The 16,416-nt window shown below is 61.2% G+C and carries 15 protein-coding genes; 9 read left to right on the top strand and 6 right to left on the bottom strand.

Annotation, left to right across the window (positions count from 1 at the left end; translation table 11 throughout):
• Window position 1: 1 nt before the first annotated feature.
• Both GH983_RS16140 and GH983_RS16135 read right to left on the bottom strand, forming a co-directional pair.
• Window positions 2-1,510, bottom strand: coding sequence for an alpha-N-arabinofuranosidase (locus GH983_RS16140; protein ID WP_153762923.1), 1,509 nt, complete (start codon window positions 1,508-1,510; stop codon window positions 2-4).
• 116 nt (window positions 1,511-1,626) lie between these two features.
• Complete coding sequence (locus tag GH983_RS16135) at window positions 1,627-2,547, bottom strand: transcriptional regulator (RefSeq protein WP_054147770.1); 921 nt, start codon at window positions 2,545-2,547, stop codon at window positions 1,627-1,629.
• Between the two features lie 247 nt (window positions 2,548-2,794).
• Here GH983_RS16135 and GH983_RS16130 point away from each other — a divergent pair, with 247 nt between their 5' ends.
• Genes GH983_RS16130 through GH983_RS16120 form a run of 3 tightly spaced genes read left to right on the top strand, consistent with a single transcriptional unit; the run spans window position 2,795 to window position 5,622 of the window.
• Window positions 2,795-3,856 (top strand): aromatic ring-hydroxylating dioxygenase subunit alpha, encoded by a 1,062-nt coding sequence (locus GH983_RS16130; RefSeq protein WP_153762922.1) that lies wholly within the window; start codon window positions 2,795-2,797, stop codon window positions 3,854-3,856.
• A 4-nt stretch (window positions 3,857-3,860) separates the two neighbouring features.
• A complete protein-coding gene (locus GH983_RS16125) occupies window positions 3,861-4,604 on the top strand; it encodes a GntR family transcriptional regulator (protein WP_153762921.1) in 744 nt (247 codons plus the stop codon).
• Window positions 4,605-4,638: 34 nt separating this feature from the next.
• Window positions 4,639-5,622: a PDR/VanB family oxidoreductase gene (locus tag GH983_RS16120; protein ID WP_153762920.1), complete on the top strand. Its 984-nt coding sequence runs from the start codon at window positions 4,639-4,641 to the stop codon at window positions 5,620-5,622.
• Between the two features lie 13 nt (window positions 5,623-5,635).
• Here the strand turns inward: GH983_RS16120 and GH983_RS16115 are convergent, their stop codons facing one another.
• Window positions 5,636-6,652 (bottom strand): LacI family DNA-binding transcriptional regulator, encoded by a 1,017-nt coding sequence (locus tag GH983_RS16115; RefSeq protein ID WP_153762919.1) that lies wholly within the window; start codon window positions 6,650-6,652, stop codon window positions 5,636-5,638.
• 133 nt (window positions 6,653-6,785) lie between these two features.
• Between GH983_RS16115 and GH983_RS16110 the strand changes: the two genes are divergently transcribed.
• From GH983_RS16110 to GH983_RS16085, 6 genes are all read left to right on the top strand, one after another.
• Window positions 6,786-7,829 carry a Gfo/Idh/MocA family protein gene (locus GH983_RS16110; protein ID WP_153762918.1) on the top strand — a complete coding sequence of 348 codons (1,044 nt, stop codon included), beginning with the start codon at window positions 6,786-6,788 and terminating at the stop codon, window positions 7,827-7,829.
• A 4-nt stretch (window positions 7,830-7,833) separates the two neighbouring features.
• Window positions 7,834-8,736: a sugar phosphate isomerase/epimerase gene (locus tag GH983_RS16105; protein ID WP_153762917.1), complete on the top strand. Its 903-nt coding sequence runs from the start codon at window positions 7,834-7,836 to the stop codon at window positions 8,734-8,736.
• Between the two features lie 63 nt (window positions 8,737-8,799).
• Window positions 8,800-10,032, top strand: a complete 1,233-nt coding sequence (locus tag GH983_RS16100) for a sugar ABC transporter substrate-binding protein (protein WP_153762916.1) — start codon at window positions 8,800-8,802, stop codon at window positions 10,030-10,032.
• Between the two features lie 138 nt (window positions 10,033-10,170).
• The gene (locus tag GH983_RS16095; protein ID WP_054147777.1) at window positions 10,171-11,073 is read left to right on the top strand and encodes a carbohydrate ABC transporter permease; all 903 of its coding nucleotides are present in this window, start codon (window positions 10,171-10,173) and stop codon (window positions 11,071-11,073) included.
• Window positions 11,070-11,897, top strand: a complete 828-nt coding sequence (locus GH983_RS16090; protein WP_153762915.1) for a carbohydrate ABC transporter permease — start codon at window positions 11,070-11,072, stop codon at window positions 11,895-11,897. The genes GH983_RS16095 and GH983_RS16090 overlap by 4 nt, the downstream gene beginning before the upstream one ends.
• Window positions 11,894-12,973, top strand: a complete 1,080-nt coding sequence (locus GH983_RS16085; protein WP_153762914.1) for an ABC transporter ATP-binding protein — start codon at window positions 11,894-11,896, stop codon at window positions 12,971-12,973. Before GH983_RS16090 ends, GH983_RS16085 begins: the two co-directional genes overlap by 4 nt.
• An 8-nt stretch (window positions 12,974-12,981) precedes the next feature.
• On the opposite strand, the gene glnT is transcribed toward GH983_RS16085, so the two are convergent.
• From glnT to GH983_RS16070, 3 genes are all read right to left on the bottom strand, one after another.
• Entirely contained in the window at window positions 12,982-14,289 is a 1,308-nt protein-coding gene (gene glnT / locus GH983_RS16080; protein ID WP_153762913.1) for a type III glutamate--ammonia ligase, read from the bottom strand.
• Between the two features lie 87 nt (window positions 14,290-14,376).
• Window positions 14,377-15,705 carry an FMN-binding glutamate synthase family protein gene (locus tag GH983_RS16075; RefSeq protein ID WP_153762912.1) on the bottom strand — a complete coding sequence of 443 codons (1,329 nt, stop codon included), beginning with the start codon at window positions 15,703-15,705 and terminating at the stop codon, window positions 14,377-14,379.
• A gap of 14 nt (window positions 15,706-15,719) precedes the next feature.
• A complete protein-coding gene (locus GH983_RS16070) occupies window positions 15,720-16,406 on the bottom strand; it encodes a GXGXG domain-containing protein (protein ID WP_069043212.1) in 687 nt (228 codons plus the stop codon).
• Between the last annotated feature and the right edge of the window lie 10 nt (window positions 16,407-16,416).

Genomic DNA, 16,416 nt, shown 5'->3' with positions numbered 1-16,416 from the left:
GTTACTGGCCCAGCCGGATCATCCGGTAGCTGAGCGGCGCGATCTCTCCCGTGAGGCGCCCGCTTTCGATGATTGCTCCATCGCCATCTACCGGTGCGACGGTCTGCTGCTCGGGGCCATTGACGGCTTTCAGCGCATGTCCCGCGATCACCTTGTCCATGATCACCTGGCGAGCGCCGAAGCCTTCGAGCGCGACATCAAGAGTGATGGCGTCGGTCTCGTGGCGGTTGACGATGAAAAGGGTCAGCGCGCCGTCCGTTTCGCTCTCGACGGCAGAGACGTCGAGATAGGGAACGGCGTCTGCAAAGTCGGTCGAATAACCAGGGCAATCGATCGACAGCTGGTAGGAGGTTCCGCGGCCATAACGCGAGGCGAAGAGGTAAGGGTAGTAGGTGGTCTGGCGCCAAGCCGGGCCGCCGGGCACGGTCATGATCGGAGCAATCACGTTGACCAGCTGCGCAAGGCAGCCGACCTTCACCACGTCTGCGCGGCGGATGAAGGTGTTGAGGATGCAGCCGACCTGCAGAACGTCCTCGAAATTGTAGATGTCTTCGAGAAGCTCAGGCGCATGCGGCCAGCCATCGCGGCCTTCGAGAACCTTCCGGTCGGCTTCGTTGGAATGGTACCAGACGTTCCACTCGTCGAAGCTGATATAGACGTCCTTCTTCGAGCGCTTCTTCGCCTTGGTCACCTTGATCACGGAAGCGATGGTCTCGATGTAGTCGTCGAGGCGGGCGTTCTGCGCCAGATAGGCGGCCGTGTCGCCGGCGTGGTTCTCGAAATACATATGGAGGCTGATGTAATCGACGCTGTCATAGGTGTAGTCGAGGACGGTCGCTTCCCAGGCCGGATAGGTCGGCATCTTGGGAGAAGAGGAACCGCAGACGACGAGCTCGATCGACTTGTCGAAAGCGCGCATGGCCTTGGCGGTCTCGAAGGCGACGCGGCCATATTCTTCGGCCGTCTTCTGGCCGATCTGCCAGGGGCCGTCCATCTCGTTGCCGAGGCACCAGAGCTTGACGTTCCAAGGCTCTTCGCGACCGTTCTTGCGGCGCAGATCCGACCAGTAGCTGCCGCCGGGGTGGTTCACATATTCGAGGAAGGCGCGGGCTTCATCCAGGCCGCGAGATCCGAGATTGACGGCGAGCATCATCTCGGCGTTGGCGGCCTTGGCCCAGTCGGCGAATTCGTGGATGCCGACCTGGTTGGATTCCGAGGTGTGCCAGGCGAGATCGAGGCGAACCGGGCGCTCTTCCTTCGGCCCGATGCCATCTTCCCAGTTATAGGCCGAGACGAAGTTGCCGCCGGGATAGCGGACTACGGGGACATCGAGTTCGCGTACCAGGTCGATCACGTCCTGGCGCATGCCGTTTTCGTTAGCGGTCGGGTGATCGGGCTCATAGATGCCGGTGTAGACCGCGCGACCGAGGTGTTCGACGAAGGATCCATACAGACGTGGATCGATCGTGCTGATCTTGTAATCGCGGTGAACGGTGCCGACAGCCCGCATGTGCATTTCCTCCAAATATATCCGTTATTCGGATATGTATCATAATTGAGGATATGATACACGGGATCGACCGGAGGTCAATCCGGCAACGTGCAGGGGGAATAGGAGGGGGCGCTTCAGGTCTTGATGCGCAGGACAATGTCCTGGTCGTAATTGCCGAAGCCTCGGCCGAAGATGTTGATTCCGCCGGGATGTTCGGCCGTTTCCGGCACTTCGATCCGGACGCGGATCGATCGGTGATCGAGCAGCTCGAGGTCGCCGAGTGTCGTCTCGGAGACCCGCATGCCATCGATGAAGGTGCCGTTGTCCGTCACCCGGAAACTTTTGAGAACGCCATATTGGCTGCCGCGCAGCTTCCACCAATCAGGCGTGAACTTGCCGCGCCGATCACCGAAGTCACCGGGTGAGGTCCAGGTCGCGACCGCCTTTCCGTTGATCGAAATGGTGATGTCGGACGGCCAGTTTTCGGAGGTGCCCGGCACTTCCGAGGAGAGCTCCATGAGCAGCTCGAGTTCCCGGATCGGTACGCCCTTGATCCTTGCATTGTTGGGAAACTGATAGTCGACATAGCCGCGCGTGAACCAGAGAAGGCCCGCCTTCATGCGGTCCGGAGACAGGAAGGTGTCGGGGCTGTCGAGATAACCGATGATCGCATCTGGGCCGCACATGCCGCAGGGAGCGTAGACGTCGTAGCCGCTATAGAGGCCGACCGGCATGGAGACTTCGATTGCCTCGTCCGTCGCCTCATTGGGGCGCGTAAACGTGAGGACGATCTCGTCATGAACGGCATGACAGATCTTCTGACTGCCCTTGCGTGCCTTCTGAACCTCGGTGCGAACCAGGCCCGCTTCTTCCATCTGGTTGAGATGTGTGGATGTGGTCGATTGCGGGAGTTCCAGCACCTCGGCAATCTCGTTGACGTTGAGTGGGCCTCTGGCGTGAAGCAGTTCCAGGATCGCCAATCGTGCCGGCGCGGCGAGGCTCTTGAGGACATCCTTGCCGTCTTCCGGCGTGATCATCAAAAAACGGCTGCTCAAATCGGCTCCCCCTGCATTTCTCAATGCGTATCAGAATTCTTGATTAAAACAAGTCTAGGGAGAGCGCTCCGGTGGCTCCTGAGCGTGATGCGGTTGTTTTGGAGCCCCAGTTTCCGGTTGATGGCGCGTGTATACATCTGGCGCTAAAGGGGCGGGTTTCCTGCGCCGATGGAGTGTCTCACCGCAGCTGTTGTTGACATGATGTATACATTGTGGCTCTCTAGCGTTCGATAGAGGAGGAGCTGTCATGTCCAAACCCACCTTTCCGCTGAATGCCTGGTACGCGGCGGCCTATGATGTCGAGTTGAAGCGCCAGCTCTTGCCGCGGACGATCTGCAACAAGCCGGTTGTCCTGTATCGCAAGGAAAATGGCACCCCTGTCGCGCTCGCTGATGCCTGTTGGCACAGGCTCGTGCCGCTGTCGCTCGGGCGGCTCGAGGGTGACAACGTCATCTGTGGCTATCATGGTCTCGAATTCGACGAGACGGGGCGCTGTGTATACATGCCGTCGCAGGACACGATCAATCCGTCGGCCTGCGTCAAGTCCTATCCGATCGCCGAGAAGCATCGCTTCATCTGGATCTGGCCGGGCGATCCAGCGCTCGCCGATCCCGCACTCATCCCCGACATGCACTGGAACCAGGATCCCGACTGGGCCGCCGATGGCAAGATGATCGAGGTGAAGTGCGATTATCGTCTGGTTGTCGACAATCTGATGGATCTCACCCACGAGACCTTCGTGCACGGCTCGTCGATCGGCAATCGCGCCGTCGCCGAGGCGCCGTTCGAGGCAAGCCACTCCGATAGCTTCGCTTACATCACGCGCTGGATGGAAGACATCGACCCGCCGCCCTTCTGGCGCAAGCAGTTTGGTCGCCCGGGCAAGGTCGACCGCTGGCAGATCATCCGCTTCGAGGCGCCTTGCACTGTCACCATCGACGTGGGCGTTGCCGAAGCGGGAACGGGCGCTAAACAGGGCGACCGCTCGAAGGGCGTCAATGGCTATGTGCTGAACACGATCACGCCGTCGACGGACAAGACCTGTCTCTACTTCTGGGCCTTTGCCCGCAATTACGACCTCGGCAACCAGGCGCGAACGCATGAGCTTCGTGAGGGCGTGGCCGGTGTCTTCCGTGAGGACGAAGAGGTGCTCGAAGCCCAGCAGCGGGCGATCGATGCCAATCCCGATCACCAATTCTACAACCTCAACATCGATGCCGGATCGATGTGGGCGCGCAAGCTGATCGACCGGATGATCGACGCCGAGACGAAGCCACAGGCCGGGCCTCATGCGGTCGCTGCGGAGTGATGGCATGACGGCTGATAACGAACGCGCTCCGAAACAGCAGACGGCAAAGGCGCTGCTTGGGCTGCGCGACCTCATCCTGACGGGTGAAATCGAACCGGGCGAGCGGCTGTCGGAAGTCGCGCTCGCAGAGCGTCTTTCGGTGTCGCGCACGCCGCTTCGTGCCGCCTTGCAGCGGCTCGAACAGGAGGGCCTGGTCGCGCTCATCCCGTCAGGTGGTTACGCCGTGCGTTCGTTCAGCCGGCAGGAGGTGATCGATGCCATCGAGTTGCGGGGCGTGCTGGAGGGCACCGCCGCGCGGCTTGCCGCCGAGCGAGGTGCGACGCCGGCCCGGATGAAGGCCATTCGCGAGGTCGTCGCCCAACTCGACGATGTCTTGTTGGTCGAGCCGTCTGCCATGAATTTCGAGCGCTACGAAGCTCTGAACGGCAGGTTTCATCGCCTGCTCTGGGACTTGGCCGGCAGCGAGGTTCTGCGCCGCGAAATCGAGCGGATGACGAGCCTGCCCTTTGCGAGCCCGAATGCCTTCGTCAACACGGAGTCCGATGCGCCGGCCTTCTACAGGACGCTGGTCGTCGCGCAGGCGCAGCACAAGGCAATCGTATCGGCGATCGAATTGCGGGAGGGGGCGCGGGCCGAGGCGCTGGCGCGGGAGCATGCGCGGCTTGCCCGGCAGAACCTCGATTTCGTGCTGGAGGAGCAACCCGATCTGCGCCGCAAGGTTCTGGCGCTTGCCCTGATGGCGGGCTGATCGGATCTGGGATCAATTTATCTGGGAGGATTTCATGCGTTCCAAGCTGGAATGGCGCGCGGCGCGCGTCATATCGATCGAAGCCCCGGCGGAGGATGTCCGGGCCGTCACCTTCGCGGTGGATGGGCTGCGGCAGGCCTTCGATCCGGGGTCGCATACGAATATCAAAGTCGTCATCCGGGGTGAGCCGGCAATTCGAACCTATACAGTGCTGCCGAGCGCGCCGGACACGCTGAAGATCGCGGTCAAGCTGCATCCCAACAGTCGGGGTGGCTCAGCCTTCGTCTGGAACATGGCTGTCGGTGACGAGACCGAGATGACCGAGCCGGAGAACCGTTTCGAGCTCTCCTGGCGGGCGTCGCGTTATCTGCTGATCGCCGGCGGTATCGGGATCACGCCGATCTATGGCATGGCAAAGGCGCTGGTCGCGCGCGGTCATTCCGTGCGGCTGATCTATGGGGCGAAAAGCCGGGCGCAGATGGCTTTTGTTGATGAGTTGCAGGCTTTGCTGGGGGATGGTCTCGAGGCCTTCGTGCAGGACGAGGGCCAGGCCTTCGATCTCGCAGCTGAATTTGCCACGCTTCCTGTCGATGGCGAGGCCTATATCTGTGGTCCGCACGGTCTGCTGGAAGCCGCACGCAATACCTGGCGCGAGAGTGGCCGATCCATGAGCCGCTTGCGCTTCGAGGTCTTCGGCGACAGCGGGCGCTTTGCCGAGCAACCGTTCTCGGTCACGGTTCCGCAATACGGCCAAACCGTCGAGGTGCGCGCCGACCAGACCATGCTGGATGCGCTGATGGAGGCGGGGATCGACATGGTCTATGACTGTCGCCGCGGTGAATGCGGATTGTGCGCGGTCAGCATCGTCGACGCATCCACGCCGATCGATCATCGCGACGTGTTCTTCTCCCCGGAAGAGCGACACGAGGGAGAGAAGATGTGTGCCTGTGTCTCGCGTGCCGTTGGGGGAAGCGTGACGGTCGACACCGGCTATCGGCAAGAGGCATTGCGGGCCTGAGCCGGCAGTTGCATCAGTCGCTCTCACCCTCGATCAGGATCATCGGCCAGAGCCGGCGGCGCACCGCATCGGGATAGTGGTGGGCGAAGTCCGGCATGGTCGCAAGCAGGCTTTCTGCCAAGGCAATCCCGAGCCCCCTCAAATCAGGGCGAAAGCAGGTGAGAACCGGGTGCAGGAACTGCGCCTGGGGGCTGTATTGGCCGATGACCGCGATATCCTTGCCCGGCTTCAATCCCACCTCCTGCAGGCCGCGATAAAAGCCGACCACGGTCGCCTCGTTAAGGAGGATGATCGCTGTGGGGCGGTCGCGTGATTTCATCACCTGCTGGGCGACGTGGTAGCCGCCCGGCTCGTTCGGGCCGGAGCGATAGACATGCGCCGGGTCGAGCTCCAGGCCGTGGCGGGCGAGCACGACGCGGCAGTGGTTCTCGAAGACATGGCCGAGATTGATGTCGCCATGGGGGCGGCTGATCGCAATCCGCTTGTGGCCGCGCGCCACAAGGCGTTCGATTGCGTCTTCCGCCATGCCTTCGAAATCCAGATCGTACCAGGGCTGGCCGACATCCGTCTGGCTTCGGCCGAGGGTGATGAAGGGTATCTTCGTCTTGTGCAGGAGCTCGAAGCGGGGATCCTGGTGGCGCGTGGCCGACAGGATGATGCCATCGGCGAACCCCCGGGCGACGATTCGCTTCAGGTAAGCGTCCGGATCTTCTTCCGACGAGCAGAGCAGGGCGACGAGGTCGAGCTTGTGGCGGGCAAGCACCGTCTGCATGCCGTCGAAGACGCGCATGAAGAAGGTATCTCCCTGACCGGTAATGTCATGGCCGGTCTGCATCATGAAGCCGATTATGCCGGTTGCGCCCTTGCGTAGCGAGCGGCCGGCCTGGTTGGCCACGTAACCCAGCTTCTCTGCGGCTTCCAGAACGCGTCGGCGTGTCTCCTCGTTGACGTCGGGCTTGCCATTCAGCGCGCGCGAAACCGTACCGATGGAAATATCCAGATGTTCGGCCAGCTCCCGAATGCCTGTCATTTCCCCTCCCCAAGCAGTGGTCCGTAATCGTTTACGAAAAACTATTGACACATGCGGGGTCTCGTTCATAGTGTCGTAAACGTTTACGGGATGTGCGGAAGAGGAGTTTCGCTCATCCCTTGGGAGGATATCAGTGACATCAAGAGCCGTTTTGTGCGGGTGCGGAGCTATGGCTAAAGGCTGGCTTCGAGCGCTTCAGTCTGCTTCCGATTTGGGCCGAGAGGTCGAAATTGTCGGTCTCGTCGACCTCGACCCGACGATGGCGAAGGCGCTCGCGGCTGAATTCGCCCTGGAAAACGTGACCATCGGAACGGATCTCGCATCGGTGATCGAGGCGACGCGCGCGAACATGGTGTTCGACGTGGTGGTGCCGTCGGCGCGCTTCGCCGTCGTTTCGACCGCGCTCAAGCTTGGCTGCCATGTGCTGTCGGAGAAGCCGCTCGCCACGTCCATGGATGAGGCCAAGGCGCTGCTTTCCCTCGCTGCCGAGACTGGCCGGGTGCATGCCGTGGTGCAGAACCGCCGTTTCATTTCCGGTGTCCGACGCCTGCGTCGCGCCGTCGAGGATGGCTTGATCGGGGAGCTCTCCGGAATTCATTGCGACTTCTTCCTCGGGCCGCATTTTGGTGGTTTCCGCGAGGCCATGGACAATGTGCTTCTGCTCGACATGGCGATCCACACCTTCGATGCCGCCCGCTTCGTGTCGGGGAAACACCCGCTTTCGGTCTATTGCGTCGAGAGCAATCCGCTCGGCTCCTGGTATGCCCATGGCGCGTCGGCGAACGCGATTTTCAAGCTCTCTGGCGATGCAGTCTTCACCTATCGCGGCTCCTGGTGCGCCGAAGGGCGCCGCACCAGCTGGGAGAGCGCCTGGAGGCTGGTTGGCTCCAAGGGCATGATCACCTGGGACGGTGAGGAGACCTTTGAGGCGACGGTCGCTGGCCACGAGCCCGGCCTGCTGCGCGGTCAGCAAGTTTTGCCTGTGCCGTCGGCGCCTGATGAATACGACACGCACGGACATCAGAGCGTGCTCGCCGAATTCATCGACGCGGTGAAGTCCGGGCGCAAACCGGAGACTGCCAGCGACGACAATATCAACAGCCTGTCCATGGTGTTCGGCGCAATCGAGAGCGCGCGAACCGGACTTCCCGTCAGCATTTCAGTCGAAGGACATTAAACCCGTGAGCATTTCCGCAAAATCGATCCGCATCGGAACCATGGTCAGCGCCAGCGGCGGCAAGGCGGCCGAGCGGATCGGACAGATCGCCGATATGGGCTTCGAGAGCTTCGAGCCCTTCTTCTGGCAGACCACCAACGGTCAGGATCTTGCCGATCTCGGCAAGCGTTGCGTCGAGGCGATCGGCGATCGCGACCTCACCATCTCGACGCTCGGCATGTTCGGCAATCCGTTGGAAGAGACCGACATGGATCTCCAGACCCTTCAGGGCTGGAAGGATTGCATCGACAATGCCCATCATTTCGGCGCGACCTGCGTCGCCGGTTTTACGGGTCGTATCCGTAACCGCCCACTGACGGAGAGCCTGCCGCGCTATCGCGAAATCTGGAGCGAGCTCGCCAAGCGTGCTGCCGACAAGGGCGTGAAGATCGCGTTCGAAAACTGCGCCATGGACGGCAACTGGCAGACCGGCGACTGGAACATCGCGCACAATCCGGATGCCTGGGAGCTGATCTTCAACGAGACGCCGGACGATCACATCGGGCTCGAATGGGAGCCCTGCCATCAGATGGTCTATCTGATTGATCCGATCCCGCAGATCCGCAAATGGGCGCACAAGTTTTTCCATGTGCATGGCAAGGACGCGACGATCCGCTGGGACGTGATCCGTGAACACGGCGTCTTCGGCAAGCATCCCTTCGTCTTCATGCGCACGCCGGGCTTCGGCGACACCAACTGGACCGACGTCATCTCGGAGCTCCGGCTCGCAGGCTGGTCCGGTTCGATCGATATCGAGGGCTGGCATGATCCGGTCTATCGCGACGCGCTGGAGATGACCGGCCAGGTGCATGGCCTGAATTACCTGAAGAATTGCCGGGGCGGGGATTTCGTCACCGATCCGGTCTGAGCTTTCGGAAATATGGGTCTTGTGGAGGACAAGGCCCATGCAAAAACCCAAGAGGAGGAAACCATGGGTATTCGCAAGCATATCGCCTTCGGCGCCTTGGCGCTGGCCAGTGTCTCCTTGTTCGGGCTATCGGCCCAGGCAGAGGACGTGAAGATCACCGTCTGGTCGCTCGACCGCGACATCCAGCCGGCACCCAATCTGATCAAGGACTTCAATGCACTCGGTAACGGCATCACGGTCGAATACCGCCAGATCCAGTTCGACGACGTCGTCAGCGAGGCGATGCGCGCCTATTCGACCGGACAGGCGCCCGATATCATCGCGATCGACAACCCCGAGCATGCCTTGTTTGCCTCACGTGGCGCCTTTCTCGACCTGACGGACCGGATCGCGAAATCGGAAGCCATCAAGACCGAAAACTACTTTGCCGGACCGCTTAATTCGGTGACCTGGGACGGGAAGCTCTTCGGTGTGCCGAAGGCCACCAACACGATCGCCCTCTACTACAATGCCGACATGTTCAAGGAGAAGGGCCTCGATCCGGACAAGCCGCCGCAGACCTGGGCGGAACTCCTCGATGCCGCGCGTAAGCTCAACGATCCGGCGAAAAACGTCTACGGCCTCGCTTTCTCGGCCAAGGCCAGCGAAGAAGGGACCTTCCAGTTTCTTCCCTGGGCGCAGATGGGCGGTGGTGGCTATCAGACAATCAATGCCGAGGGCGCTGTGAAGGCGCTCGAGACTTGGAAAATCCTGATGGACGAGAAGCTCGCCTCTCCTGACAGCCTGACGCGCGGACAGTGGGATTCCACTGGCACCTTTAACTCTGGCAATGCGGCCATGGCGATCTCCGGGCCATGGGAGCTGAACCGGATGAGCGATGAAGCCAAGTTCGACTGGCGCGTGGCGCTTCTGCCGGTGCCGGAAGCCGGTGCCGAGCGCTCGTCGGCCATGGGTGACTTCAACTGGGCAATTTTCGCCAACACGAAGCAACCGGAAGAAGCCTTCAAGGTCCTGGAATACTTTGCCGCACAAGATGACCAGATGTTCGAGAAATTTGGCCAGCTGCCGGCCCGTTCCGACATAACCTTGCCGGCGACCGGCAACGAGAGGAAGGACGCGGCCCTCAAGGTCTTCCAGGAGCAATTGCAATATGCCCAGCCGCGCGGGCCGCATCCCGAATGGCCGAAGATCTCCAAGGCGATCCAGGATGCCATCCAGGCGGCGCTCACGGGTCAATCGTCGCCTAAGGAAGCGCTCGATCAAGCGGCTGAAACCATCGCGGCCATCACCGGTTGACCCTATCCGCAGGGCTCCGAAGACCTGCTCTCAACGTGTCGGATCCCTGTTCAACCTATCTCCCGGAGGGCCGTCCTCGTTCCGACAAGTGGCGGGGGCGGCCTGACCGGAGATGCCAATCGCGATGCGGAGACCAGCATGCGCAAGATACTGTCCAGCCTGACTGATGGCCGCGGTTTCGATATCGGCCTGATGGCGCTGCCGCTCGCCTTTCTCTTCGTTCTGTCCGGCTTGCCGTTGCTCTACAACGTGCTGATGAGTTTTCAGGAAGTCGACATGTTCTCGCTCGGGACGTTCTTCCGGCCCTTTGTCGGCTTCAAGAACTATGTCTCCTTGTTCGCTCAACGCGAGACCTGGCCGATCCTGAGCAACACGGCGATCTTCGTCGTGGCTTCGATCGCCGGGCAGTTCGTGATCGGCTTTGGTCTTGCTCTTTTCTTCTGGACGAATTTTCCAGGCGCGTCCTGGCTACGCGGTCTCTTTCTCGTCTCCTGGGTCATGCCCGGTCTCGTCGTCGGGGCGATCTGGAACTTGATATTGTCGGGTGATTTCGGCGTCCTGAACTACGTCCTGCGGGAAGCAGGCATCATCTCGCAGAACATCTTCTGGCGCTCGGATCCGAACTACTCGCTCTGGGCCGTGATCATCGCCAATATCTGGCTTGGGACATCCTTCAACATGATCCTGCTTTCCGTCGGTCTTTCCGGTATCCCGAAAGATCTCTACGAGGCAGCGGAGCTGGATGGTGCCAATGTCTGGCAGCGGTTCTGGACGATCACGTTGCCGATGATGCGCTCGACCATCGGGGCGATCATCTCGCTCGGGCTGATCTTTACCCTGCAGCAGTTCGACCTCTTCGCCGCCATCACATCGGGCGGGCCGAACAATTCGTCCAATGTCGCGCAATACTGGGCCTGGGATCAATCCTTCCGGCAATATGACTTCGCCCGTGGAGCCACGATCTCTGTCCTGATGATCGTCGTCGTGATGTTTGCTTCGGTGGTCTATGTCCGCTCGACCAAGCAGGAGGTACGCGGATGACCGAGACCTGGCGCAACCGACTGATGCTGGCGATCGCAATCGTGCTCGCCGCAATCTATCTCTTCCCGCTCTACTGGATGTACATCACCACCTTGAAGAGCGGTTCCGCGATGTTCGCCACGCCGCCCAGCTTTTGGCCGTCCGATCCGCAATGGTCGACCTATGCCTATGTCTGGGAGAGCCGAAACCTTGCCCGCTATATGTGGAATTCGCTGGTCATCGCGTTCGGCGCGGTCGCTCTGATCACGGTTCTCGGAACCGGTTGCGCTTACGTGCTTGCTCGCTATCGCAACGGATGGATCGATATCGGGCTCTTCCTGATCCTGATGCTGCAGGTGCTGCCGGCCTCTTTGTTGATTACCCCCATCTTCGTCGGCTTCTCGCAGCTCGGCATGCTCGAATACCCGCGTACCGCCGTGATCATCGCGATTGCTGCGAAGAGCATGCCCTTCTTCGTCGTGCTGGTGCGCGCCACTTTCATGAGCGTGCCGATGGAGCTCGAGGAGGCGGCGCTGGTCGACGGGAATTCGCGGATCGGTGCCTTCTTCCACATCGTTCTGCCGCTCGCGCGCAACGGCATCCTGGTGTCCGCCATCCTGATCTTCATGCAGGCCTTCGGCGAGTTCGTCTATTCGAAGTCGATCATCCAGGCGGTCGAATACCAACCCGCAAGCGTCGGCCTTAATTCCTTCATGGGGCCCAATACCAATGAGTGGAACAACATCATGGCCTTTGCCACGATCTATGTGACACCCATCCTTGCCGTTTTTGTTCTCTTGCAGCGCCGGATCGTCTCCGGGCTCACGTCTGGAGCTCTCAAATGACCCATCAGATCGAATTATCCGGCGTCAACAAATACTACGGCGCCTATCACGCGCTGCGCGACATCGATCTCAAGATCCGCAAGGGCTCCTTCGTGGCGCTGGTCGGACCGTCCGGTTGCGGCAAGTCTACCTTGCTGCGGTCGCTGGCCGGGCTCGAAAGCATCTCGGCCGGTGATCTCGTGATCGCCGGCGAGCGAATGAACGGCGTGCCGCCGCGCAAGCGCGATCTTGCCATGGTCTTCCAGTCTTATGCGCTATACCCGCATATGACGGTGGAGGAAAATCTCACCTATTCGCTGCGCATTCGCGGTGTGAAGAAGGCGGAGGCGAAGAAGGCGGCTGAGGAGGTGGCGGCGACGACGGGCTTGTCCAACCTGTTGCATCGTTATCCGCGCGAGCTCTCCGGCGGCCAGCGCCAGCGCGTGGCGATGAGCCGGGCCATCATCCGGCATCCGAAGGCGTTTCTGTTCGACGAGCCGTTGTCCAATCTCGACGCCGCCCTTCGCGTGCACATGCGCAAGGAAATCCGCTCGTTGCATGACCGGCTGGGTGCCACCTCCGTCTATGTCACCCATGACCAGATAGAGGCGATGACCATGGCCGATCATGTCGTCGTCATGCGGCAAGGCGTGATCGAGCAGCAGGGGCCTCCGCTGGAGCTCTATGATCGGCCGGTGAACAAGTTCGTTGCCGGCTTCATCGGTTCACCGGCGATGAACTTCATCCCGGCCAAGGTGGGAGCGGATGGGCGGTCACTGGTTTTCGAACTCGGCAATCCGCAAGTCGTGAGCCTGGATCGGCCTCTGCCGACAGCCTCAAAGCTGATTGTCGGCCTGCGGCCAGAGCATCTCAGGCTGGTTCAGGAAGCAGACGCACAGATCCGGCTGCCGGTCGGTGTCGTCGAGAGCACGGGCTCAATGACCTATATCACGTCTTCCACGACACCCGAGATCAACGTGGTCGTGACGGATCGTCAGCCTCTCAGGTCGGGCGAGATGATATCGCTTGGCTTCGATCCGGCGCATCTGCACCTGTTCGATGCCGACAGCGAACGACGGATCGATATCGCCGGCTGATCAGAGCGTCAGACGTCCAGTGTCGTCTGGCGCTCCCAGGCCGTGAAGTGCCCGCAATAGCTGTTCCACTCGTCATGCTTGAGCTTGAGATAGGCGTCTGAGAATTCAGACCCAAGCGCTGCTTTCAACACGTCGTCCAGTTCAAAGGCTCGTAGGGCATCGAGGAGGTTCAGCGGTAGCCGGGGCGCATCCTTCACCGTATGGCCGTCGCGGTACATGTCGATGTCGTAATGCGGGCCGGGATCGGCGTTGCTCTTGAGCCCGCTCAAGCCTGCCGCGATGATGATCGACTGCAACAGGTACGGGTTTACGGCGCCGTCTGGCAGGCGCAGCTCGAAGCGGCCAGGACCGGGTACTCGCACCATGTGCGTGCGATTGTTGCCGGTCCAGGTGACGCTGTTCGGTGCCCAGGTGGCGCCGGAGACAGTGCGCGGGGCGTTGATGCGCTTGTAGGAATTGACCGTCGGATTGGTGATCGCGGCGAGTGCCGAGGCGTGTTTCATGATGCCGCCAAGGAAGGTCTTGCCTTTTGCCGACAGGCCGAAAGGCATGTCCTTTTCGGCGAAGGCATTCACCTTGCCATCGATGTCCCAGACCGAGATATGCGCATGGCAACCGTTGCCGGTGAGACCCTTGAAGGGTTTCGGCATGAAGGTGGCGCGCAGCCCGTGTTTCTCGGCGACCGACTTCACCATGAACTTGAAGAAGGAATGCTTGTCGGCCGTCTTCAGCGCGTCGTCATACTCCCAGTTCATCTCGAACTGGCCGTTCGCATCTTCGTGGTCGTTCTGGTAGGGCTTCCAGCCGAGCTCCAGCATGTGGTCGCAGATCTCGGCGATCACATCATAGCGGCGCATCAGCGCCTGCTGGTCGTAACAGGGCTTTTCGGCCGTGTCGTATTCATCCGAGATCGTCTCGCCGTCTGCAGAGATCAGGAAGAATTCCGGTTCGACGCCGGTTTTCACGCGCAGACCCAGATCTGCCGCTTCCGCGACCAGGCGCTTGAGCATCACGCGCGGCGCCTGAGCGACCGGTTCGTCTTCCATCATGCAATCCGCGGCAACCCAGGCGACCTCAGGCTTCCATGGGAGCTGGATGACGGAAGAGGCATCCGGAATGGCGAAAAGGTCGGGATGGGCCGGCGTCAGATCGAGCCAAGCGGCAAATCCCGCGAAACCGGCGCCGTCCTTCTGCATCTCTGCGATCGCCTGTGCCGGGACCAGCTTGGCACGCTGGGCGCCGAAGAGATCGGTGAAGCTGATCATGAAGTATTTGATGCCTCGCTCCGCAGCGAAGCCTGCCAGATCCTGTGTCACGTCGTTCCCCTGTTTTTATGGATTGAGACACATGTGTTGAAAAAGAATGGCCGCATCCGTGGGATCAGGATGCGGCCATCAGGGCTTTTAAAAACCTCCCTTTCCAGGATACCAGCTGGTGCCGGCGAGGGGCACCTGGGCCATGGCGGCAGCCTCCATCGTCAGTGCGCAGAGATCCTCCGGCTCCAGATTATGCAGCTTGTTCTTGCCGCAGGCACGGGCGATCGTTTGCGCTTCCAGCGTCATGACCTTCAGGTAGTTGGCAAGGCGGCGACCTGCGGCGACCGGATCGAGGCGGGCGGCGAGCTCTGGATCCTGGGTGGTAATGCCGGCCGGGTCCTTGCCTTCGTGCCAGTCGTCATAGGCCCCGGCCGTGGTGCCCAGCTTCTGGTATTCCTCTTCCCACTTCGGGTCATTGTCGCCGATGGCGACCAGCGCTGCCGTGCCGATCGAGACGACGTCTGCACCGAGCGCCAAGGCCTTCGCCACATCAGCGCCCGAGCGGATGCCGCCGGAGATGATCAACTGCACCTTGCGGTGCATGCCGAGGTCCTGCAGTGCCTGAACGGCCGGGCGGATGCAGGCGAGCGTCGGCATGCCGACATTTTCGATGAAGACGTCCTGCGTCGCCGCCGTTCCGCCCTGCATGCCGTCGAGCACGACGACATCGGCGCCAGCCTTCACGGCAAGAGCGGTGTCGTAATAGGGGCGGGCGCCGCCGACCTTCACATAGATCGGCTTTTCCCAGTCGGTGATCTCGCGCAGTTCGAGGATCTTGATCTCGAGATCATCGGGGCCGGTCCAGTCTGGGTGGCGGCAGGCGGAGCGCTGGTCGATGCCCATCGGCAGGTTGCGCATCTGGGCAACGCGGTCGGAGATCTTCTGGCCGAGCAGCATGCCGCCGCCGCCGGGCTTCGCCCCCTGACCGACCACGATTTCGATCGCATCGGCGCGGCGCAGATCCTTCGGATTCATGCCGTAGCGGGAGGGAAGATACTGGTAGACCAGCTTTTCGGAATGGCCGCGTTCCTCATCGGTCATGCCGCCGTCGCCCGTCGTGGTTGAGGTGCCTGCGAGTGTTGCGCCGCGTCCCAAGGCTTCCTTGGCATTGCCGGAGAGGGCGCCGAAGCTCATGCCGGCAATGGTGATCGGGATCTTCAGCTCGATCGGTTTCTTGGCAAAGCGAGTGCCGAGGACCACCGAGGTATCGCACTTCTCGCGGTAACCTTCGAGCGGATAGCGGGAGATGGATGCACCGAGGAACAGCAGGTCATCGAAATGCGGCACCTTGCGCTTCGTGCCGCCGCCTCTGATGTCATAGATGCCGGTAGCTGCCGCTCGGCGGATTTCGGCGAGCGTATGATCATCGAAAGTGGCGGACTTGCGCGGCGGGGTAAACGGGTTGTGGTAGCTCATGGCTGTTCCTCGCCTCAGTACGCGTCGGCATTGTCTATGTTGAAGTTGTAGAGCTTGCGGGCCGAGCCGTAGCGCTTGAACTCTTCGGGTTGCACGTCGCTCACGCCGGCCTTGGTCAGCAGTTCGGCGAGCTTTTCGAGATGTTCGGCGCGCATTTCCTTTTCGATGCAATCGGCGCCGAGGCTTTTCACCGAGCCGCGTACGAAAAGTTTCGCTTCATAGATGCTGTCGCCCAGGGCCTCACCCGCATCGCCGCAGACGACGAGGTGGCCGGACTGGCCCATGAAGGCCGACATGTGGCCGATCGAGCCGTGCACCACGATGTCGATGCCCTTCATCGAGATGCCGCAGCGGGAGGCGGCGTTGCCCTTGATGACGAGCAGGCCGCCGCGACCGGTGGCGCCAGCATATTGCGAGGCGTCGCCCTCGATCACCACCGTGCCGGACATCATGTTTTCAGCCACGCCAGGACCAGCCGAGCCATGGATGGTGACGGTGCCACCGTCATTCATGCCGGCGCAGTAATAGCCGACCGATCCCTTCACCTCGACGGTGACAGGCGCATCGATGCCGACGGCAACAGCATGATGGCCACGCGGGTTCACCACCTCGAATTCTAGGTCGTTTGCGCCGGTGCCGAGATTGTGGAGCGCGCTGTTCAACTCGCGAAGCGGGGTATGGGAGAGGTCGAAGATTGGCACTGTGCAAGCT

Origin of the sequence: Agrobacterium sp. MA01, assembly GCF_009650195.1 — a bacterium.
In the GTDB taxonomy this organism is placed as follows: domain Bacteria; phylum Pseudomonadota; class Alphaproteobacteria; order Rhizobiales; family Rhizobiaceae; genus Allorhizobium.
This window is presented reverse-complemented; position numbering and strand designations above follow the sequence as displayed.

Excerpts from the sequence above, each read along its gene's own strand:
- GH983_RS16075 (WP_153762912.1), bottom strand. The coding sequence starts at position 15,705 with ATGAGCTACCACAACCCGTTTACCCCGCCGCGCAAGTCCGCCACTTTC.
- GH983_RS16095 (WP_054147777.1), top strand. The coding sequence starts at position 10,171 with ATGCGCAAGATACTGTCCAGCCTGACTGATGGCCGCGGTTTCGATATC.
- GH983_RS16120 (WP_153762920.1), top strand. The coding sequence starts at position 4,639 with ATGCGTTCCAAGCTGGAATGGCGCGCGGCGCGCGTCATATCGATCGAA.
- GH983_RS16140 (WP_153762923.1), bottom strand. The coding sequence starts at position 1,510 with ATGCGGGCTGTCGGCACCGTTCACCGCGATTACAAGATCAGCACGATC.
- GH983_RS16100 (WP_153762916.1), top strand. The coding sequence starts at position 8,800 with ATGGGTATTCGCAAGCATATCGCCTTCGGCGCCTTGGCGCTGGCCAGT.
- GH983_RS16130 (WP_153762922.1), top strand. The coding sequence starts at position 2,795 with ATGTCCAAACCCACCTTTCCGCTGAATGCCTGGTACGCGGCGGCCTAT.
- GH983_RS16090 (WP_153762915.1), top strand. The coding sequence starts at position 11,070 with ATGACCGAGACCTGGCGCAACCGACTGATGCTGGCGATCGCAATCGTG.
- GH983_RS16085 (WP_153762914.1), top strand. The coding sequence starts at position 11,894 with ATGACCCATCAGATCGAATTATCCGGCGTCAACAAATACTACGGCGCC.
- GH983_RS16125 (WP_153762921.1), top strand. The coding sequence starts at position 3,861 with ATGACGGCTGATAACGAACGCGCTCCGAAACAGCAGACGGCAAAGGCG.
- GH983_RS16115 (WP_153762919.1), bottom strand. The coding sequence starts at position 6,652 with ATGACAGGCATTCGGGAGCTGGCCGAACATCTGGATATTTCCATCGGT.